The sequence below is a fragment of the Psychrobacter nivimaris genome (assembly GCF_904846365.1).
Classification (GTDB): Bacteria; Pseudomonadota; Gammaproteobacteria; order Pseudomonadales; family Moraxellaceae; genus Psychrobacter; species Psychrobacter nivimaris_B.
The window spans coordinates 64,541-86,609 of the sequence record NZ_CAJHAL010000010.1; the positions used below are offsets into that span (position 1 = coordinate 64,541).

Genomic DNA, 22,069 nt, shown 5'->3' on the forward strand with positions numbered 1-22,069 from the left:
GTTTTAAATCATAATTTAAAAACCATCAAATCGTTAAGTGAGTGTGTTATGCAAGCTGTACAAGTTAAAGTGGTAAACCCTAAAATTACTGAAGATAAAGCATTTTCTTTACCAACTCGTGCCACCGATGGCAGTGCAGGTATTGATTTGCGTGCTTGCATCGATGAGCCATTAACGATTAAAGCAGGTGAAACCCATTTAATAGGTACAGGTCTTGCCGTTTATATTCAAGACCCTAATTATGCAGGTATGATTTTACCGCGTTCAGGTCTTGGCCATAAGCACGGTATCGTCTTGGGTAATTTGGTTGGGTTAATCGATGCCGATTATCAAGGCGAGCTGATGGTTAGTATTTGGAACCGTAGTAGCGAGGACTTTATTCTTAATCCAGCTGAGCGTATGGCACAGTACATCGTGGTACCTGTTGCGCGTCCTGAGTTTGAAGTGGTTGCAGAATTCAGTGATGAAAGCGTACGTGGTGCAGGCGGGTTTGGACATTCAGGTCGTCAATAGTAGCTATTTTGACGGTCAAACCTGCTAGTAATTTTTTAGATAGCGATTAGAATTTTGCTTGAGCTATATCTAAAACCTTGCGCTATTCATTTTTTATTTATCATTGAACACCTATCACGGTTATAAGGAGAGTAAGCAATGCCACCTTTTGCGGCGCAGCAATCCTTATTCCGTGCTTATGATATTCGTGGTATCAACCAGTATTTTACTAGCAGTTTTATACAAGCGTTAGGCGATGCTTTTGCCACTCTCTACAATGTCCAAGATAGCCAACCGTCTCGAAATATCAATGCTAGTACCTCTGTTGAGACTAAGCAGAATGTTGTCGTTATCGGTTATGATATGCGCATTGGTAGTGAAGCCATTGCACATACACTCTCTACTGTACTAGCTCATCATGGTTTACGCGTAATCCAGTTAGGTCTGGTTACCACGCCGATGATGGCATTTTGGGCAATGCAGTATCAAGGTCATGGCATTGTCGTAACAGCGAGCCATTCTGCTAAAGACATACTAGGCATCAAATGGTTAGTAAATAACAAGTCCCCTAGCAGCTCAGAGATACAGACGCTCTATCATCAACTCACCGCCAATCATGGTCATCACACCTATCCCGATAATCAAGCTAAAAATTCTGTCTTGCATTCAGAAAACATTGAAAGCATTGATAATAACTACGACTCAAAATTGCCAACAGATTTGCTTGAGCAATCACCTACTAATCAAGTAGGTAATGTATATATCGATGCTATTGCGCAGGTATTTGAAAAATTATTTCAGCACAATCACTCGGCAACTGCAGCCAATCAAAAAAACGCTTATAAACTTGATTTGGTCATAGTTATTGACTGTATGCACGGTGCAACTGGTAGCATTGCTCAATGCTTGTTCGAACGTTTTTGCCAGAATGTTATTTTTCTCAATGATACCCCCAATGGCAATTTCCCCCTTGGTAATCCAGACCCTACCGAACCAAACCGCTTAAACGAATTGCAACGAGCCGTTGTGCTGCACGTAGCAGATATCGGCTTGGCGTTTGATGGCGATGGCGATCGTTTGATGATCGTTGATAACAACGGCAAAATAGTTACGCCCGATCATTTGCTCTATCTACTGGCACGTATTGCTATTACTGAACATCCTAACTCTCTTAGCGCCTCTTTATTAGCGTCTGAAGTTCTTTTCGATATTAAGTGCGCCCATCATTTACCAAGACTGTTATCTGAGCTTGGTACTACACCTGTGATTAGCAAGACTGGCAGCAGCTTTATGCGCCAGCAGGTACAGCATCCTGACAATCAAATTGTCTTCGCTGGTGAATTATCAGGGCATTTCATCTTTAATGACAGCCGCTTTATCCCTTATGATGATGCGATGTATGCTGCATTACGGTTGCTGCATTGGCTTGACCAAACTCATAATGATATTAATGATAAAAAACAACTATCAGATATCATCCAAAGCTTGCCTACTATTGTCAGTACTGCTGACCATTACTTGCCAATGCCGCAGACGACTACTACCGACTGCTCACTTGTAGAGCAGCTAACGAGATTTTGTCATTACTTGCAGTATCTAGTAGATATGTCTACTCATACTGATTATTCATCTAGTCAGCAGCGAAAGAACTCTTGCTTGCCCGCTACGACATGCAAGTCATCAGCGTGTACTTGCGCTACTGCGAAGGTGCAAATAGCATTAAAACAGACGCATGAATTATTACCTATAGGAACCAAGCTGAGCTGTATCGATGGTGTGCGTTTGGATTTTGCGCATGGTTTTGGCGTACTGCGTCAATCAAATACCAGCAATAGCCTGACCGCGCGCTTTGCAGGTGACAGTGTAGATGACCTAAAAGATATTCAGGCGACATTTGCCACTTTATGCCGACCATTTAACGCAGCGCTAGCTGAACAGATTCTTGCTATTCCTGCGGAGTAGCCTCATAAGACATATAGCTGTCTCATTAGACATAATAGAAAAACAACCAATTTAAACCCGGCCCTTAGGAGTTTGTAATGACGCTTAATTTAGATGATGCCAAAAACACCGCTGAAGTATTGACCACTGCTCTGCCTTATATCCAGCGTTTTGTTGATAAACTCATCGTCGTAAAATACGGCGGCAACGCCATGACCGACCCTGAGCTTGAGAGCTCATTTGCTCGCGATATTGTTTTGTTAAAGACAGTCGGTATGCATCCAGTAGTCGTACATGGTGGTGGCCCGCAAGTTGACAACCTCCTAAAAGAGCTCGGACGTCAATCAGACCGTATCGATGGAATGCGTGTCACTGACAAAAGCACCATGGATATCGTCGAGATGGTCTTGGGCGGTAGCGTTAACAAATCGATTGTTAGCCTGATTAATAAACATGGCGGTCGCGCGATTGGTCTTACAGGTAAAGATGCCAACTTGATTCAAGCCAAAAAACTGATGATGGAAAAAATTGGCGCAGACGGTATCGCTGTACCAGTTGATTTAGGATTCGTCGGTGATGTGGTCAGCGTCAATAAAGACGTGATTAACATGTTGATTGCCTCTGATTTTATCCCTGTAATCGCGCCACTTGGCGTTGACGCTGAAGGTAACACCTACAACATTAATGCTGACCTAGTCGCAGGTAAAGTGGCAGAGTTTTTACAAGCAGAAAAACTGATGCTATTAACCAATATCAAAGGCGTATTGGGCCGTGATGGCGAAGTGGTGACTGGACTCACGCCAAAGAAAGTCGATAGCTTAATCGAAGACGGTACTATCTCAGGCGGTATGATTCCCAAAATCCAATGTGCGCTTGATGCGGTACGTAGCGGCGTCAAAAGCGCGGTAATCGTTGATGGCCGTGTCCCTCATGCGACCTTGCTTGAGATTTTCACCAACGAAGGGGTTGGTACGCTCATTAGTCGAGAGATAGACTCATCGTTGAGCTAGAAAAATATAGCAATACTAAATGTAAAAAAGCTAAGTGTAGAAAGGCCCGAGTTGATATAAACGCTCGGGCTTTTTTGTGCCTTTTCATATTTGAAAAATCAGCATAGCTTGATTTTTATAGATTAATGTTACGAAAAAACTTTATCAAACTCCGCTTCATCGAAGCCGCATAGTAATACTGCTTGATCTTTATCTGCCGACTGACCTTCTACAATTGGACGTTTAATCATGCTGGTATTTTCCACGAGTAAATCTATCGCGCTGTCTACACTAGCATCAGCCGCTTGCTTTTGACTGTCATCTAGCTTGCGCCATGTCGTACCTCGCTTATTCAGCACTTTATCAATACCTAGCTCATTTACCCAGCGCTGTACTGCTTCTTTCTCAACACCTTGTTTTTTATAATCGTGAAAATCGTAGCTGATATCTAATTCGTCTAGCTTAGTAAACGCTTTTTTCATCGTGCTACAAGATTTGATACCGTAAATGGTGATGATCATGATAAATCCTCATAAATATTCATTAATTTGTCTATTATACCTAAGGCTGACTGGATATAGAGAATGCATTACTTTTAATCGTCAAACCTAGTAAGCAACTGCATCATATCGTCGCAATTTTCGCCAAATTACGCTATGCTATGGCATTGTCAAATTCCACCTATTTTGATCAGTATTAAACAAATCCGTATTAAATAAATCAGTATCAACCAATTTCGAGCCGACTATGAGCAACGCCGTGACAGCAGACCAAACAGAAAACAACTATTATAACCCACAAGCGATAGAAGCCGCGCAGCAAACCAAATGGGCCACTGACAAGCGCTTTGAAGTAAGCAATGAGCCAAGCGACAAGCCAAGCCGTTACATGCTGTCGATGTTCCCTTATCCAAGTGGTAAGCTGCATATGGGCCACGTCCGTAACTATACGATTTCTGACGTATTGAGCCGTTATTATCGTCTCAAAGGCTATGAAGTCATGCAGCCAATGGGTTGGGATGGTTTTGGCTTGCCAGCAGAAAACGCAGCAATTGCTAACCAGACTCCACCCGCTGCATGGACATTTGCCAATATTGACAGCATGCGCGCGCAGCTTAAATTGCTAGGCCTTTCTATTGACTGGTCACGTGAGTTTGCCACTTGTAGCCCTGAGTATTATCAGTGGGAGCAGTGGTTATTCCTGCAATTGTACAAAAAAGGCTTGGTCTACAAAAAGCTGTCGACGGTCAATTGGGATCCTGTTGACAACACTGTCTTAGCAAACGAACAAGTTATTGATGGCAAAGGTTGGCGTAGTGGTGCTGCGGTCGAAAAACGCGACATCCCTATGTACTACTTCAACATCACTGACTATGCTGATGAGCTATTAGATGATTTGGATCAGCTAGAAGGTCATTGGCCATCTGAAGTACTAACCATGCAGCGTAACTGGATTGGTCGTAGTGCCGGTATGGAAGTCCACTTCCCTTATGAGCTTGCTGGCGAAGAAAACACCTTAGATGTGTTCACCACTCGTCCTGATACCTTGATGGGTGTGACTTATGTCGCTGTTGCCGCAGAGCATCCACTTGCACAGTACGCCTCTGAGCAAGATGACGCAATCGCTCAATTCTGTGCCCTTTGCAAAAAAGGCTCAGTCGCTGAGGCTGATTTGGCCAAAGCTGAAAAAATCGGTATGGATACAGGCCTCACTGTGACGCATCCTTTGACTGGTGAAGAAGTGCCTGTTTGGGTCGCCAACTACGTGCTGATGAGCTATGGCTCAGGCGCAGTCATGGCAGTACCTGCTCACGATGAGCGCGACTATGAATTTGCGGTGAAGTACGACCTACCAATCAAACAGGTCATTAATACCCCTGATGGCTATTTTAATGAGTTAAAAGCAGATGCCACAGCGAACGATAGTGAAGTGAATCTTGCTTATACTGAACGCAACACTTTGGTTAACTCAGGTGAGTTTGACGGTCTAGACTTTGAGCAAGCATTTGAAGCAATGCTAGCCAAGCTTGAGCCAAAAGAGCTGGCTAAGAAAAAAATTCAATACCGCCTACGTGATTGGGGTGTGTCTCGCCAGCGCTATTGGGGCTGCCCTATTCCAATGATCAATTGTGAGCATTGTGGTACTGTGCCTGTTGAAGAGCAAGATTTGCCGGTTGTGTTGCCAACCGATGTCGTACCTGATGGTCGAGGTAACCCACTTAAAAATATACCAGAGTTTGTCAATACCACTTGTCCTAAATGTGGTAATCCTGCTGAGCGCGAAACCGATACCTTTGATACTTTTGTCGAATCTAGCTGGTACTATGCACGCTTTGCTAGCCCAAATGATGCGCAAAATATGGTCAACAAGTCTGCTGCCAATAAATGGTTGCCTGTTGATCAATACGTTGGCGGTGTCGAGCATGCGGTAATGCATCTGTTGTATGCGCGTTTCTTCCATAAGCTAATGCGTGACGAAAACTTAGTCACAGGTGATGAGCCATTTGCCAATCTAATGACTCAAGGCATGGTGCTTGCTGGTACGTTCTATCGCGTCAATGCGGATGGCAGTACGACCTACTATTTTGCAGAAGATATCGATATTGACTTCAACGAACGCGGTCAACCAATCAAAGCTATCTTAAAATCTGACGGCCAGCCAGTGACGATTGGCAAAATCGAAAAAATGTCTAAGTCAAAAAACAATGGCGTAGATCCACAGCTAACCATTGATAAATATGGTGCTGATACGGTTCGTCTATATACGCTATTTACTGCGCCTGCGGATCAAACGCTTGAATGGTCAGATGACGCGCTAAAAGGCCCTTATAACTTTGTGAAAAAAGTATGGCGCATTGCAACCGACCATATGCAAGCGCTAACAGCCGCCAATATCAGCATTGATACGCTGAACAGTGCTACCTTGAACACAGACGGTCTAAGCAAAGAAGCCAAAAACTTACGCCGTAAAACGCACGAAACGATTGCTAAGATTGATAGTGATTTGGGTGATCGTCTGGCATTGAACACGCCAGTATCAAGCCTGATGGAACTTGCTAATGAGCTGACTGGCTTTAACGCGAGTAATGAGCAAGAGCTGCACGTCAAACACGAAGCGTTGACCAATCTGCTGGTTATGCTGTCTGTCTATGCGCCGCACGTCGGTGAGCATTTGCTTGAGCAATTGGGTCTTGATACCTTAACTTTAGACTACCCAACCGTGGACGAAAGTGCGCTGGTACAGGACATGATCACCATGGTGGTACAGGTCAATGGTAAGATGCGTGGTAAGATGGATGTCGCACCAAACAGCGATCCTGAGCAGCTAAAAGAGCAAGCTCGCACTATGGAAAGCGTGGCAAAATTCATCACGGGCGAGATCAAAAAAGAAATCGTTGTTCCTAACAAACTGGTTAACATCGTGGTTGTAGGCTGAGGTATCTTGAGCTAAGTATTTTAGGCTTAGTGCTCTAAGCCTTCTTATCATATGAGGATAGCGTTTATGTCATACAAGCATCGAGCTGAGCAGCCGCAACCAGAATTAAGCGCATACAGCCTAGCTAACAAAAAGTCCCATGGCCAAAAGTTCGGAGCAGTCTTACTTGCTACGCTGCCAATGTTCGCCGTGGTAGGTGCAGCCGCTGCTCTTAGCGGCTGCGGCTTTCAGCTGCGTGGCTACGACTCAGCGATGCTGCTTGACGTCGAAAAAACAGCGGTCATTATCGAAGACAATCGCACCTCGTTCCCGCTGAAACTACCATTGACGCGTCGCCTGAAGACGTTAGGTGTCGATGTTATTAGTAATATGAGCTCAGAAGAAGTTGCTCGTAATAACCAACAAGCAGGGGCTGAGTCTATTGCCGCTATCGACATTCGTAATGTACGTTTTAAGCGTTACGAATTGGTTGGCGTATTAACAGAGATTCGCTTGGTACTATCAGCAGATGTCAGCTATCAAACGATGGAAAATGGTAGGCCTGTAACACTAAGCAACCCCATTCAGGTCGAGCGAAGCTACCAGTACAACGAAGCATCTGTTAGTACTGACGATCAGCAAGGCGATCAGACTCGTGATTGGCTCTATGATACTTTAGCTCGCCGTATCACTGACCAGTATGTTGCTATCTCGCTTCCAAAAGTTGCACCTGCTGCCAAACAATCTCTGCAAATGAATAAAGGCGTGACACCAACCGTTGTCGTCGTACCACAACCGGAATAGTTAGTCGTTCTGATTATCAAACGATACCATTTCTAGAAATATGAGTAGCAAACTAAGCGAGTGTAAGTACTACCTTGAGTAGACTGGGCTAGCTTGATGCTACTAATCATATTTTTGGAATTGGTATTACCTGCTCATCAACCTGTGTAACACCACGCTATGCAAGATACTTTCATAAAGGCCTATCCAAAACTACTGCAGCCTTCCGTTGCGGTAGCGGGCTTGTGGCTGGCGCACGGTGACGAGCCACTACTGAGTCAATGGTTGATAGATGCGCTGCGCCCACACTGGCGCGCGCAGAATTATGCAATCAAACGTATAGAGCTGATTTCTGTCAAGAGTTGGCAGGAAGTACTGTCCGAGCTTGGCAGTCAGTCTTTATTTGATGACGCCAGCGCCTTAATCGTGACGGGAAACCATAAACCTGACAAAGCAGTTATCGCCGAGTTGGAACGTTTTGCGATCGAGGCACAAGCGGGCACACACGGTCATAGTGTATTGTGGCTTACACCTAAGCAAGACAAACGCAGCCAGAGCAGCAAATGGTTTGCTCCTTTTGCGCAATATGGCAATGTCATTGATTGCAATTTATACAATGAGCAGCAGCGCCAACAGCTACTACAAATACAAGCTCAGAAGTTTGGCTTACGACTGTCTCAAGAGGCCTGGCAGCTACTCATGTCACACACTGAGCATCATCTATTGAGTGCTTATCAAACCCTATGGCGGCTGTCCTATTTGTTTGCACCGCAGCTAGTTGCTAATAACAGTACTAGTGAAGATAGTGCTACTGACAACAGTACCGAACAATCTAATAGCTTTTCACAACCTGTGAATAATGTGGCATTGGATATTGCAGACCTACAAGCAGCGTTGGTCAGCGATGCGCAGTTTAGTGTGTTTGATTTGTCTGATGCGATGCTCGCGGGTAATAGTACGCAGGTCGCCAAAATCATGTTCCAGCTAAAATCGACCGATGAGCCCACTACTTTAGTGCTCTGGGCTATCAGCAAAGACATGCGTCAAATTATGCAACTGATGGATGGTCAAGACCCTCAAGCATTAGGCATTTGGCGTAGTAAGCAAGGGTTATACCAACAAGCGTGTCGCCGTCAGTCAAAAGAACAAACGAGCGAATGGCCTGCTCTGCTCTATCGCTGTGACCAAGCCATCAAAGGCCTTATTCGCCAACCAGCATGGGAGCTGTTATTGCAAGCAGCATTGGAGCTGGCAGGTAAGCGCTTGTTTGCGATGCGATAGACGAGTCGCTAATGATTGGGCATGCCTTTCTATTTTCCCCCTTTCTATTACTTTTTTGTCAAAGTCATCCTACTGAAAACATTTTCTAAAACACACCTCTTTGTTATCCATTGCTAAATATATTCTTTCTAATATCCAACCATTAGCAGCCACTTATTTTCTGTCATGTTATCTGTACTACATAGGCCTTAACCTTTCGTAAACTAATTTCCATTCCCTTTTGTAGGTGAAGCCTCTACTATATCTACACTTGATTTAATTGTGATTGGATTGTTATCATGCGCAAAATAAGCAAAAAGTCTGCTATCAAATGGGGTGTCATCACCTTAATTATCGTAGCATTAGGGGCTTTGGCCTATACTTTTTTAAAACCAGAAGAAACCACACCCAACTACTTAACCGCAACCGTTGAAGTCGGTGATATTGAAAACAATGTCATGGCATCTGGTAAAGTAAAAGCGTTAAATACCGTCGATGTAGGGGCACAGGTATCTGGTGAAGTAAAACGCCTGTACGTTGAAGTCGGTGACGAAGTCAAGCAAGGCGATTTGATTGCGCAGATTGATCAAGTGACTCAGAAGAACAGCCTGAGCAATGAACAAGCCAGTCTTGAGCAAAGCGAAGCCGCGCTACAAAGTGCGCAAGCAGAATCGTTGAGCAAACAAGCCAGTCTAAAAAGTGCCTATGCTGATCTTGCCAGCCGTCAGTCTGAGCTCAAACAAGCACAGTCTGACTTTGCGCGTTTGCAAGACTTAGTCGCTATCGATGCTATCTCACAACAAGAATATGACACGCAGGCGACCAGTGTCGAGACTGCAAAAGCAGCCGTTGCCAATGCACGTGCGGCTATCGACACAGCTAAAGCCGCGATTGCGACCACAGAAGCCAATATCAACAGTCAGCAAGCAGCATTACGCAAATCACGAACCAACGTCAGTACTGCTGAAGAAGATCTAAGCTATACCACGATTCGTGCACCAATATCAGGTACAGTCGTTTCTATTACGACTGAGCAAGGTACTACGGTCAATGCTAACCAAACGGCGCCCACATTGGTGACGTTAGCAGATTTATCGACCGTACGTATCAACGCGCAAATCTCAGAAGCTGATGTCATTAACGTCAGTGCTGGTATGCCTGCTTATTTCAATATTATCGGTAATCCAGACAAACAGTATGATGCGACATTAACCGCTATCGAACCTGCCCCAGAGCAGATCAGTAGCACCAGCTCGACAGACGCTGCTATCTATTACGTCGGCTACGTAGAAGTACCAAACCCTGACCGCTTGTTTCGAATCGATATGACGGCACAGATATATATCATCGTCAACGAAGCCAAAAATACTCTATTAGTACCATCAACAGTGATACAAGAAAAGCGAACTAAAGGTAAAGAAAAAGGCAAAGCAGCCACTGGCAAGTTTGTACGTGTATTAAGAGATGACGGAACCGTAGAAGAGCGTACTGTAGAAGTCGGTATTGATAACCGAGTAAATGCGCAAATCTTAAGTGGTTTGAAAGAAGGGGAAGAAGTAATCATCAGTGAAGAGAGCGGTAAGAAATCAGATAGCGGCCGCGTACCTGGTGGACCTCAAATGTAACTTGTGCTTTGACTATGTTGAGTAAGAAAGGCTTGCTAAAAACATAGCAGCCCTTTCATAACAACACTATAACGCTTATTAGCCTTTATTAAAGACACTGCTATGACTATATCTCAATCTCCTAAACCGTCGAGTGAAGATAGCTCTGAAAGTAGCACGGCTCAAAACTTAGGGTCACACACTACTGCTAACCCTTCAAACAGCTCAGATAACTTAAGTAATCCGGCAAAAACCAATACCGCTAACCATCCTGCATCAGGCAAGCCCATTATGGAGCTGTCTGGCATTATCAGAGAGTTCCCTGCTGGTGAGCAAACCATTCGCGTCTTGCATGATATCAATCTGACGATTCACCAAGGTGAGATGGTTGCCATCATTGGACAATCAGGCTCTGGTAAGTCCACCTTGATGAATATCTTAGGTTGTCTAGATCAAGCCACTGCTGGTGATTATAAGATTTATGGTCAATCCGCCCGTAAGCTTGATGCCGATCAGCTAGCAGAACTGCGCCGTGAGCACTTTGGTTTTATTTTTCAGCGCTATCATTTGCTTGGTGATATCAGTGCCAAAGACAACGTCGCCGTCCCTGCCGTGTATGCGGGCATGGATACCGAGGCACGCACCAATCGTGCTGAGAAGCTACTAACTGACCTCGGCCTTGGCAATAAGGTCAACAATCGTCCCAATCAGCTCTCAGGTGGACAGCAGCAGCGTGTTTCTGTCGCTCGTGCACTGATGAATGGTGGCGATGTTATCTTAGCAGATGAGCCAACTGGTGCCCTAGACAGTAAGTCTGGCGAAGATGTCATGGCGATTTTGCATGACCTCAGCGCACAAGGTCATACCATTATCATGGTCACTCATGATCCAAAACTAGCAGCACAAGCGGAGCGTGTGATTGAGCTCAAAGATGGCCATGTCATCGCTGACTATCAAACTGAGCATTATAAGCACACAGACAAAAAACCAGAATCTATCCTTGGCGAGCATCGAAAAAGTGCCTTTGGTAGTTTTATTGATCGACTGCTTGAAGCTTTCAAAATGTCTTTGCTTGCCATGCGCGCGCATAAGATGCGTACTCTACTAACTATGCTCGGCATTATTATCGGTATTGCCGCAGTCGTATCTATCGTAGGCCTTGGACAAGGCTCTCAGCAGCAAATCCTTGCCAATATCAGCTCGTTAGGTACCAATACCATTACCGTCAATGATGGCTACCCTAGAGGCGATCCTAGACGCCGCTATAATGATGACAATTTGACACCAGAAGATGCAGAGGCGGTCGGCAATCAGCCCTATATTATCAGTGTCAGCCCTCAGGTAAATACCAGCTCTAGTGTCCGCTATCGTAATATACAAGAGGATGCTACCGTCAATGGCGTTGGTGAAGACTATCTAACCGTCACTGGTGAGACATTAACATTGGGCCAAGGGTTTGATGCAAAAAGCATTACATTACGTAGTCAAGATATCATCATCGATGACAACGCTAAACAGACCTTTTTCTCAGATATTGATAATCCTGTTGGTGAGGTGATACTGGTTGGTAGTGTACCTGGACGCGTAATTGGCGTCCTCGAAGAGAGCGATGGTGGCTTTGGTCCCAGTGTGACGACGCCTACCATCTATATGCCTTATACAACGGTGATGTCGCGCGTCACTGGTAGTACCAATATCGACCGCTTTGTGGCGTTGTTAGATGACAGTATCTCTTCTAGTGCCGCAGAGACGGCCATCTCTGATTTAATAGAGAGTCGCCATGGTAAAGATGACTTTGAGCTGCGTAATTCAGACTCTATTCGTCAAACAATCGAGTCGACGACAGGAACGATGACTCTACTTATTTCATCAGTCGCTGTTATTTCATTGATCGTCGGCGGTATTGGAGTAATGAACATTATGCTAGTCTCTGTCACCGAGCGCACTAACGAGATTGGCGTACGTATGGCAGTGGGCGCGCGTCAGAGCGATATCATGCAGCAGTTCCTCATTGAGGCCGTTTTGGTTTGTATTTTAGGGGGACTGATTGGTATCGGACTGGCCTTTGCCATTGGTGAATTAATTAATAGTGTGGGCGGTGATAATTTCAAAGTTATCTATTCATCAACCTCTATTATTGCTGCTTTTGTTTGTTCGACGTTAATTGGCGTAGTATTTGGATTCTTGCCAGCACGTAATGCCGCCAAATTAGATCCTGTTGAAGCACTTTCTCGAGACTAATAATCGATTATTGACTCGCTTTAGCCAAAAATAGAGCAGTCAATATCGATATAATGGCAAAAATTTAAAGAAACTGGAATAAATTGGCGATTTTATAAGAGAATTACACTTTTTTTATCATGTGGGGTTGTAATTGTCATAATAATATATATAATGTGCTCTCACGTTTAGGGATACAAACACTTTAAACGTTAGGGCTGTTAGCTCAGTTGGTAGAGCAGTTGACTTTTAATCAATTGGTCCCGCGTTCGAGTCGCGGACAGCCCACCATATTTAGTTTAATCTTTATTAGTCTACTACCCTATACGGTAGTAGACTAATAAAGATTAGTTTAAAAGACATCGTTAAGATGTTTAGTTTTAGAAAGTTCTTTAGTTAGAATTTTCTCTTGTAGAGTTAAAAAGCATCGCTTTTTTATATACTCTTCAGGGCTGTTAGCTCAGTTGGTAGAGCAGTTGACTTTTAATCAATTGGTCCCGCGTTCGAGTCGCGGACAGCCCACCATATTTAGAAAGCCCAGTTACTATCTTAGTAATTGGGCTTTTTTTCGTCTGGGCGTTTTAAATGTTGTTTCTTAGCTTTTATATACCTCTATTTATTATGCTTGCGTTTAAATAGTCTAAAGTTATCTCTCTTGCGCCATAGTAGTTTGTGTCTGATCGTATCTTTGATGGTACGTGGGTGCTTAGGTGCATGAGCAATAAACTCATCGAACTCTGCCTCACTCATCGCTAGCTCTCGACCATGTGCCATCATCACCATTGACGGTTGCAATGCCCTGATTTTTTTTAGCGATTGAACATAGTCTTTAGGGTAGTAGACAGGAAATGGTGCTACGAACTTGTGTCGCAACTTAATGATTAAATCAGCGGTATATACTTCGCGACTGGGCAGATGAAACAAAGACAAATCGCGATCCGTGTGACCTGGGGTCTCTAATACTTGCCATTCATCAAAGTGTGGCACAAGCTCACCATCTGTGACGGTGATATCTGGTTTCAGACTTGCCGAGTAATATAGGTTTTTAAATGGCCTACCTTGACGTCTGGCCACATAATATCCTAGATGTATATCTACGAAGTGCATCGTGCACCCGCCAATACCGCTATACCACTGCTTCTTTTTATCAGCTGAGACAATCAGGCAGCCAGTCTCTTCTCGAAACTTATTCGCACCGCCTGCATGATCCGGATGCATATGCGTGACTACTACTACTTTTAGGTCGGTGATGGGTCGTTTCAATGTTGTCTCAATATAGTCAAGCACCATCGGTACATCAGCACGACAACAGCCATCTAACAGCATTATTTTATCTGGATATACTGCCAGATAGCTACTCTGGATATATCCTTCTAAACGTACAATTTCACATAGACTCATTGGTGTTCCCTACCTCATTCGTCATTATTATTGTGAGGCTTTTGTTCAGTTTTATAGCCAATCTTTAGTATAGCGCCCGTCACCACAAATGAAATGACTTTGAGTGAACGCTTGTGACTATATACAAGAGTAAGGCGACATAAAGAGACGATGCGGCTAACAATTAACTATGGACAACTTACTACTCATAACCGCCTATATAATTCTATCCATGATAACTCTCACCTTATTAGTAAAAAGCAAAAAACCCAGCGCTTAGGCTGGGTTTAAGGAAACACTTAGTATCTTATTTAGTATTTTGGATAATTCGTAAATTACCTACTTATAAACTATGCAAGATCACGAACCTTTGGCTCACGTTCCCATAGGCGAGACTTAGCATTGCTGATAAAGGCATCTAGCTCAGCCAATGGCGTTACAAATTCATCTTTTTCAACTGGGAGTTTACTTAGGATAAATTCATCAGTCGCGCCGCAATAGGCGATGGCTTTGCAATGGTTGAACGCATCGTTGAACCAATCTAGTGCTGAGCTGTCTTTTGCCAGCTTTTTAGCTTGGTCAGGCATGATGATACTAACGATGGCATCAAACATCACTGACGGACCACCAGCGAGGCGCTCATCAGCTTGTATACGGGTACCATCATCCAATACGACTTCTTTGTTAGGCGCTACGATTTTGACACTAGCACCCTGCGCTTTGGCAGCATCTTCGAACTTTTTGACTTCACTACTATTAGAGCCTTCTGCAACCAAGATACCGATCATACGACCTTTTAGACTATCAGGCGTTAGACCGATAGTTTGTACCGCTTTAGAAGTTCCTAAGTCTTGGACAGGTGCAGCTGCATCAGCTGGCTCTGGTAGCTCCATACCCAATGCCGTTGCTACGCGATTGGCCAAGTCTTCATCGATATGAATCAAATGGCTAAGCATACGCGTACGTACATGGGCTGTGTCTACTTTACCTAGCTCAAACGCATAAGCGGTGGCGATATGTGCTTGCTCAGTTGCTGTCTGACTACGATAGAACATACGTGGCTGACTATAATGATCGGCAAAGCTCTCGTCACGTACGCGGCCTTTTACGCCATCATCTAGTTGCTCATGGAATGAGTTGAAACCACGTTTAGCGCTTTCACGAGGACGAGTTGGATCTAGACTTTGGGGCTCATAGAGTACACGCGTCTTAGGCACTTGCATCTGCATATGACCATCTTGCTGATTGTTAGCAAACGGACATTTTGGCGCATTGATAGGAATCTGGGCAAAGTTTGGCGACCCTAGACGTGATAGCTGTGTGTCTAGATAACTGAACAAACGACCTTGTAATAATGGGTCATTACTAAAATCAACACCCGGTGGCAGATGTGATGGGCAGAATGCTACCTGCTCAGTTTCTGCAAAGAAATTATCTGGATAGCGGTTCAATACCATTTTACCCACGACTTTTACTGGTACCAATTCTTCTGGAATCAGTTTGGTCGCATCGAGATGGTCAAACGGAAACTCATTGGCTTCTTCTTCAGTAAATAACTGTACGCCAAACTCCCACTCAGGATAGTCACCGTTGTTGATTGACTCAAACAAGTCGCGGCGATGATAGTCAGGATCCGCACCTGAGATTTTCACTGCCTCATCCCATGTGGTTGACTGTACGCCCAATACTGGCTTCCAATGGAAACGTACAAAGGTACTCTTACCATCTTTGTTGATTAAGCGATAGCTATGAATACCGAAGCCTTCCATCATACGTAGGCTACGTGGCAGACCACGATCACTCATCAGCCAAATCAAGTTGTGCATGGTTTCAGGACTTAATGAGACAAAATCCCAAAACGTATCATGAGCAGAAGCTGCTTGCGGGAAACCGCGATCTGGTTCTGGTTTTACGGCGTGAATCAAATCTGGAAACTTCATCGCGTCTTGGATAAAGAAGATTGGCATATTGTTACCAACGATGTCCCAGTTACCTTCTTCTGTATACATTTTCACTGCAAAACCGCGCACATCACGTGGCGTATCTTTTGAACCTTTGTTACCTGCTACCGTTGAGAAACGCGTAAATAGTGGCGTTTGCTTACCTGTTTCGGTCAATACTTTAGCAGTCGTATATTCTTCTAATGACTCTGTCAGCTCAAAATAACCATGTGCTGCACTACCACGAGCATGGACGATACGCTCAGGGATACGCTCATGGTCAAAATGATTGATTTTTTCACGTAATACAAAATCCTCTAACAACGTCGGCCCACGTGAGCCTGCTTTTAGAGAGTTTTGATTATCAGCGATGGCCACACCTTGCTGCGTGGTTAATACTTTAGTGTCGTCGCCTGCACGCTGATGGGTTTCACCGCCATTGCCACGTTCCGTGTTCATGTCTTTGGCGGGGTCCGTATGATCGATATTATTATTCATAAAAAGTCCTAGCTAATAGATTGAGAGTGCTCTTTTAAATCATTAAAAGAGTGCCTACACAGGTTTGATATCCTTTGAGATAGTGGTGACTTCATCTATCATTTATTTATCTATGTTTTCAGCATTGCCGATCGTTAAATTGATACCGCACTAAAATTCGTAAAGGAATAATAGGCTTAGGACTTATACTACCCAAAAAATAAGTCAAATATAGTTGCGTATATAGTAAACCTTGTTGATGTTTGGTTAAGGTCTATAGACGCTATAAGCCAGCTGCTTTAGTTGGTCTTAAAGGCACATAAACGTTAACAATAGAATCTTGTAATGTAGTTATTCTTTAAGGTATGCTTTTTATGAAGTACCAGAGACTATTGATAAATAAATTGGCATGGTTTTAGCCTTATATTTATCTTTTTTATATCGTTGGATTCAGATAATTTCGATACAAGAGAACCGAGCGCAAGCTATACCTTAGTATGGTTAGCGAGGATGACAATGTAGCGGATTTATAGGGATTTGATGATGCGACTATTTTTATATAACTATAAGGCTACCTACCATGTTACCAACTCTAAACTCCCCGACTAAAAAACCTTATCACTCATTGTTAGTAGGCGCGTCAATGGGTCTAATGGCATTAACGTTCAGTCAAACGGCTGCTGCTATCACGGCCAAAAACGTGACCTATACGGTCGATGATAAAGCGTATGAAGGCTATTACGCCAAGGCGGACAAAGCTAATGCCCCTTTTATCTTATTGATTCATGATTGGGATGGTCTAACTGACTATGAGCGCAAACGTGCTGATATGTTAGCGGCTGAAGGCTACAACGTATTGGCGGCCGATATGTTTGGACAAGGCATTCGTCCCACTTCTATCGAAGAAAATAAACGCCTAACTGGCGAACTATATGATGACCGTAATAAGATGCGTCGCATATTGGCAGGGGCACTGACAGCAGGACAACTACAAGGCAATGATGTGCGCAAAGGCACGACTATGGGTTATTGTTTTGGTGGTACAGTCGCGTTAGAGTTAGCACGCTCAGGTTTTGAGCAAAAAGCCTTTGTACCCTTCCACGGTGCCTTCGATATTCCAACCGGTCAAAGCTACGACAAAACTACAGGAGAAATCCTAGTATTTCACGGCTCTGCTGACCAATCCGTCTCGCTAGAGAGCTTTGCGACTTTGGGCAAGACGTTAGAAGCAGCCAAGATACCTCACGAAATGGTTACCTACAGCGGCGCACCACATGCCTTTAGCGTATTTGGCAGCGATAGATATGACGCCCGCGCTGATGAACGATCTTGGAAACGCTACTTAGATTTTTTAGCAGAAGAATATAAATAACCTAACAGCACAAGTCGAATCAGTAATAATATAAACAAGCCCAAACAAAAAGACACCTCAATTAAGATCTGATAACGATCCATTGAGGTGTCTTTTTTATGCAACCTTAAACATTTAATTCTTCCGAAATACCAATAGCTGATTATTAGCAGGCATTACATACGTTTTCGAAAGTTGTAGATAATGAGCGTTTGCTAAACTAACGACATCTTCTTTATCGCGAATGCCACTATCAGGATTACCTGCTCTCAACATCGCATCAAATCGCTGATTACCTTCACTGGTATATTTGCCATCTTCGTTAAATGGGCCATAGACAATCAACTTACCGTCAACAGGTAGCGCATCACTAGCCAATGCAAATAATCGCTCGACCAAAGCCCAGCTAATGATATGCAAAGTATTGGCGGTAAATATCACATCATAAGGTAAGTTGAACTGGCTATTGACAGGTACGGAATCCGTACTCAAATCAAACGCTAAAGGGGCATATAAATTAGGTGCAGGATAGGCATTGTGCCAAGCGATTATATGGCGATGATTACCAGTGACATCACTAGTTTGCCATTTTAAATGTGACAAATGAGGCGCAAAATAAACACTATGCTGCCCCGTTCCAGAACCAATTTCTAATACATGATTAGAGCCTTGCAGCTCGCTTTGTAGTACTTCTAAAATAGGCTGTTTATTATTCTCACACGCTTGAGAAAATGGCAATGCAGAAATATCTACTTTATTATTTGGATTATCACTATCCAGATTATCGTCATGCATCACCATCCTCCCAGACCGTTTGTTATGCTTTCAGTATTGATAGCAGTAGATGAATAAGCGCTGTCTATATTGCCCTAGTGGCCGCCTACTCACAACTCACAACTCACAACTCACAACTCACAACTCACAACTCACAACTCACAACTCACAACTCACAACTCACAACTCACAACTCACAACTCACAACTCACAACTCACAACTCACAACTAATAAATACCTGCCTCTACCCCAGCAGCAAGCGTCATAGCAAGCTCTTCTACTTGCTCAACAAAGCTCTCTTGCCAATCGCCTTGTAGTAACAGCGCCTCTTGAATCCATGACCAACGTAGCCCCGTTGTAATCGTTTTGAGCGCAAGTTTGGTGCTTGTACCATCATGCCCTGCCCGTATATATACCGCAAATGGCATACCCTGCTTCTCTTCTAGCACGGGATAATAGCAACGATCAAAAAAGTCCTTGGTCAGCCCTGCCATATACGCCAGATTTTCAGTCGTACCTAGCAGTAACGCATCAGCAGCCAATACATCTTCAGGCTGCGTATCCTGCGGTGATTTCAAAATGACGTTGATATCTATATCAGGATGATTGGCACCGTCATAAGCCGCCTGCGCCAATTTCTGAGTATTGGGCGATGGCGCATGAGCGACGATGAGTAACGTCTTAGTAGACATATTAGGCTTCTATGCCATTGTTAAACACTAAGTTTTGAGTAATCTCAGGATCCAAGCTATTGCCTACTGGGCAGGTCAACGCAGTTTTATAAAATCGCTTTAAAGTACTCTCATCCAATGCCTTAGCAAAATTGACCACGACATGTATTTCACTCACACGCCTTGGTTTGGCAGCCATGACTTTGGTAACTTCTGCAGTCGTACCTGAGATATCGATATCCATCGCTTCGGCTTTGATACCAATAATCGTTAAGATGCAACTGCCCAAACTGGTCGCTAGCAAATCAGTCGGAGAAAACGCTTCGCCCTTACCATGATTGTCCGTCGGCGCATCAGTGATGATTTGATTATTCGACTGTAGGTGAATGGCTTGGGTGCGTAAATTGCCTTGGTAGGTTACTTTTGAGGTGGTCATAATCTTGCCTTAGTTTATTAAACTAGCTGCCTGAGAAATAAAGATGCTGTGATAGTTATTTGATAGATGCTAAGATAGCGAGCATTTGTGCAAACATTAGTTCTGTAAAGGAAATTGTAATATGTATGTGTATGAGCTCTCAGAATACCAAGTTTATCAATTAAAATCGATAGACCCAGCATTAGGTGGTAACTGGAAAACCATTCTTATCAGTATTTTGCCGCAGCTCGATATACCCAGTCGTAAAAGTGTGTACGAAAAAATATTATCAAAAAGGAACATTAGCCCAAATTTTACTTATATTATTCCAGATGATTTGAGAAGTTTGTTATCTAAAACAGCAATTCGTCATCGAGAGCTAAAAGCAATTGCTATACAGATGTTGAAATTTATTGAGTCTAAGCCGGATTCATATGATGCTATTGAACTTGCTGATAAAGTAGAGGCGATGATCGATTATCTTAACCGTATTGATATAGGTGATCATATTTTAGACCAAAAAAGTCGTGAAAGTATAAAAAAAGCATTTTTGTACGATTTAGCATTTTGGATCGATAATGTAAATCTTATAGTACAACCTGGTATAAGGCACTTAAATACTGATATCGTAAAAACATACTTTAAAGAAGTATTTATTAAGCAAAAGATTCAGGGGCGAGACTTTCGCGCATGGGATTCTACTGATATAGACTTTCAGGAACAAGACAAATTACCCGATATTATAAAAAGAGAGGCAAAGCGTAAAAAGTTCTTTGTCATTGAAAGTGAGCGTTACTGGTTTTTAATAGGTATTGCCGACAAATCAAGACAAAATCCTTATTCTATTAAACGTTTTTTACATGAAGATGGCGGTAGTAATGATTTATTTGTATATCTGACACACGTTGTCATTAGAAAAGAGCTTATGGATGAAGAACGTTATATACGACACGTTAAATACTGTACAAGTCGACTATACACTTTGGATGCTGGTGTATCAGACACAATCATCAAATTTATAGCAGAAGCACAACATCTCTGTAAGACACAAATTATACCTCTACTCAAAAAAGAATTGAAAAAAGACGGCGAAGAGACAGAGTATCATATCAGTAAGCGTATGAATGACTATGAGCACCAAATCACAATTTCGATTTTGAATAAATTACCTAATATAATTAATAATGCAGTCACTGATAGTGATGATCGATACTATTTATTTTATTATTTGACTAAAATTTTTAATAAACTTATAGATAATCTCCAAAACTTTCAATTAAGACCTATCGCTACATACTCATCTAATGTAGAAATTATGATTGCCAGGCTAATTAGCTTCAAATATTTTCTAGATACGATTTATGATTCATTAGAGGATAAAAAATTTGAGATTAAAAATTTCACTAATGCTTCTAAAGAAATAATTGCAATTGTTAAGGAAGCTTTCGATAGTACTGAACAGAACCTGATAAAGTTGAATCAATTAGAAGAAAAATTAAAATTTTATCTTGAAACTAAGGAAAATGGTAGTATTTGGCAAAAAATAAAGGTCGGTTTCCCACCAAATTATACTTTAGAAGATGTGGAACATTCAAAAAATGAAGCGAAAAATGAGTTTTTTCTGTCCATAATAAATTTAGCTAAAAAACATAATGATAATATTGTTTACGTAGAATTTGACTGCAATGAAATCTTAAATGAATACTATCGTCACTATGCCATTGCTAATGAAAAAATGGCAATAGCACGACTACCAAAAGTACTACGATTACCTGAAGATAAGAAAACATTTAATATTCAAAAGACTAATGAAGCAATTCATCACAACGTATTTATATTCGACAAGAAACATGTATCGTGATCTGTTGTTTTATATATTTTCTAGACAAATTTTTCGTATAAGAGTCTTATTTGACTATCATAGGGAAAGTTCATGAACTCAATTACTAGTAGCTTTTCAGCACCAATCTACAGACGAAGAAAAGCCCTCATCGCGTGATCGTTGGGGGCTTTATCTAGAATAGAGAGCTGACAAACGAGAAAAGCGCCATTAAGGCAAAGCAAGAGCTATCTACAGGCATAGCCTTCCGTCTTGCGCTACGGACGACTTTCTCCCAGACAGTCGTTACTCCTTGCTCACCCTTAAATAGGAATTGCTACGTAGGTCACTAGAAATAAAAGATAAAAAAAAAGAGCCACCCAATTAAGGATGACTCTTTTTAAGTATAAGGAGCTGACGATGACCTACTCTCACATGGGCGAACCACACTACCATTGGCGCTACGATGTTTCACTTCTGAGTTCGGGAAGGGATCAGGTGGGGCCATCGCGCTATTGTCGTCAGCAAAGGGGGTTAG

The 22,069-nt window shown here is 42.8% G+C and carries 16 protein-coding genes, 2 tRNA genes and 1 rRNA gene; 12 read left to right on the forward strand and 7 right to left on the reverse strand.

Translation table 11 applies throughout. The features are described 5' to 3' along the window. The first annotated feature begins 48 nt into the window (after window positions 1-48). The 3 genes from dut (at window position 49) to argB (ending at window position 3,443) form a co-directional block, all read left to right on the forward strand. A complete protein-coding gene (dut, locus tag JMX63_RS06140) occupies window positions 49-513 on the forward strand; it encodes a dUTP diphosphatase (protein ID WP_201571590.1) in 465 nt (154 codons plus the stop codon). Window positions 514-651: 138 nt separating this feature from the next. Continuing rightward, window positions 652-2,454, forward strand: coding sequence for a phosphohexomutase domain-containing protein (locus JMX63_RS06145; RefSeq protein WP_201571591.1), 1,803 nt, complete (start codon window positions 652-654; stop codon window positions 2,452-2,454). Between the two features lie 77 nt (window positions 2,455-2,531). Then, entirely contained in the window at window positions 2,532-3,443 is a 912-nt protein-coding gene (gene argB, locus JMX63_RS06150; RefSeq protein WP_057758912.1) for an acetylglutamate kinase, read from the forward strand. 128 nt (window positions 3,444-3,571) lie between these two features. Here the strand turns inward: argB and JMX63_RS06155 are convergent, their stop codons facing one another. Continuing rightward, window positions 3,572-3,943: a Spx/MgsR family RNA polymerase-binding regulatory protein gene (locus JMX63_RS06155; protein ID WP_201571592.1), complete on the reverse strand. Its 372-nt coding sequence runs from the start codon at window positions 3,941-3,943 to the stop codon at window positions 3,572-3,574. 226 nt (window positions 3,944-4,169) lie between these two features. Between JMX63_RS06155 and leuS the strand changes: the two genes are divergently transcribed. The 7 genes from leuS to JMX63_RS06190 all read left to right on the forward strand — a co-directional run bounded on the left by leuS (window position 4,170) and on the right by JMX63_RS06190 (window position 13,228). Further along, entirely contained in the window at window positions 4,170-6,857 is a 2,688-nt protein-coding gene (gene leuS, locus JMX63_RS06160; RefSeq protein WP_201571593.1) for a leucine--tRNA ligase, read from the forward strand. Between the two features lie 66 nt (window positions 6,858-6,923). After that, window positions 6,924-7,640 (forward strand): LPS-assembly lipoprotein LptE, encoded by a 717-nt coding sequence (locus JMX63_RS06165; protein ID WP_227673258.1) that lies wholly within the window; start codon window positions 6,924-6,926, stop codon window positions 7,638-7,640. 159 nt (window positions 7,641-7,799) lie between these two features. Beyond that, complete coding sequence (locus JMX63_RS06170) at window positions 7,800-8,900, forward strand: DNA polymerase III subunit delta (RefSeq protein ID WP_201571594.1); 1,101 nt, start codon at window positions 7,800-7,802, stop codon at window positions 8,898-8,900. Between the two features lie 278 nt (window positions 8,901-9,178). Then, a complete protein-coding gene (locus JMX63_RS06175) occupies window positions 9,179-10,504 on the forward strand; it encodes an efflux RND transporter periplasmic adaptor subunit (RefSeq protein ID WP_201571595.1) in 1,326 nt (441 codons plus the stop codon). 270 nt (window positions 10,505-10,774) lie between these two features. After that, complete coding sequence (locus JMX63_RS06180) at window positions 10,775-12,724, forward strand: MacB family efflux pump subunit (RefSeq protein WP_227673259.1); 1,950 nt, start codon at window positions 10,775-10,777, stop codon at window positions 12,722-12,724. Between the two features lie 194 nt (window positions 12,725-12,918). Continuing rightward, window positions 12,919-12,994 (forward strand) — tRNA-Lys (locus JMX63_RS06185). Between the two features lie 158 nt (window positions 12,995-13,152). Further along, window positions 13,153-13,228: transfer RNA gene (locus tag JMX63_RS06190), tRNA-Lys, on the forward strand. 87 nt (window positions 13,229-13,315) lie between these two features. Here JMX63_RS06190 and JMX63_RS06195 read toward each other — a convergent pair. After that, window positions 13,316-14,104 (reverse strand): MBL fold metallo-hydrolase, encoded by a 789-nt coding sequence (locus JMX63_RS06195; RefSeq protein ID WP_201571598.1) that lies wholly within the window; start codon window positions 14,102-14,104, stop codon window positions 13,316-13,318. Window positions 14,105-14,433: 329 nt separating this feature from the next. Continuing rightward, window positions 14,434-16,521, reverse strand: coding sequence for a catalase (locus tag JMX63_RS06200; protein WP_201571600.1), 2,088 nt, complete (start codon window positions 16,519-16,521; stop codon window positions 14,434-14,436). A gap of 559 nt (window positions 16,522-17,080) precedes the next feature. Here JMX63_RS06200 and JMX63_RS06205 point away from each other — a divergent pair. After that, on the forward strand, window positions 17,081-17,872 hold the full coding sequence (locus tag JMX63_RS06205; protein WP_201571602.1) for a dienelactone hydrolase family protein: 792 nt from the start codon (window positions 17,081-17,083) through the stop codon (window positions 17,870-17,872). 114 nt (window positions 17,873-17,986) lie between these two features. Here the strand turns inward: JMX63_RS06205 and JMX63_RS06210 are convergent, their stop codons facing one another. From JMX63_RS06210 to JMX63_RS06220, 3 genes are all read right to left on the reverse strand, one after another. After that, the gene (locus JMX63_RS06210; protein WP_201571604.1) at window positions 17,987-18,646 is read right to left on the reverse strand and encodes a DUF938 domain-containing protein; all 660 of its coding nucleotides are present in this window, start codon (window positions 18,644-18,646) and stop codon (window positions 17,987-17,989) included. 207 nt (window positions 18,647-18,853) lie between these two features. Beyond that, entirely contained in the window at window positions 18,854-19,318 is a 465-nt protein-coding gene (locus JMX63_RS06215; RefSeq protein ID WP_201571605.1) for a flavodoxin family protein, read from the reverse strand. A gap of 1 nt (window position 19,319) precedes the next feature. After that, on the reverse strand, window positions 19,320-19,733 hold the full coding sequence (locus tag JMX63_RS06220) for an OsmC family protein (RefSeq protein WP_201571607.1): 414 nt from the start codon (window positions 19,731-19,733) through the stop codon (window positions 19,320-19,322). A 121-nt stretch (window positions 19,734-19,854) separates the two neighbouring features. Here JMX63_RS06220 and JMX63_RS06225 point away from each other — a divergent pair, with 121 nt between their 5' ends. Continuing rightward, window positions 19,855-21,573, forward strand: a complete 1,719-nt coding sequence (locus JMX63_RS06225) for a hypothetical protein (protein WP_201571609.1) — start codon at window positions 19,855-19,857, stop codon at window positions 21,571-21,573. 370 nt (window positions 21,574-21,943) lie between these two features. Here the strand turns inward: JMX63_RS06225 and rrf are convergent. Beyond that, window positions 21,944-22,057, reverse strand: a 5S ribosomal RNA gene (gene rrf, locus JMX63_RS06230). Between the last annotated feature and the right edge of the window lie 12 nt (window positions 22,058-22,069).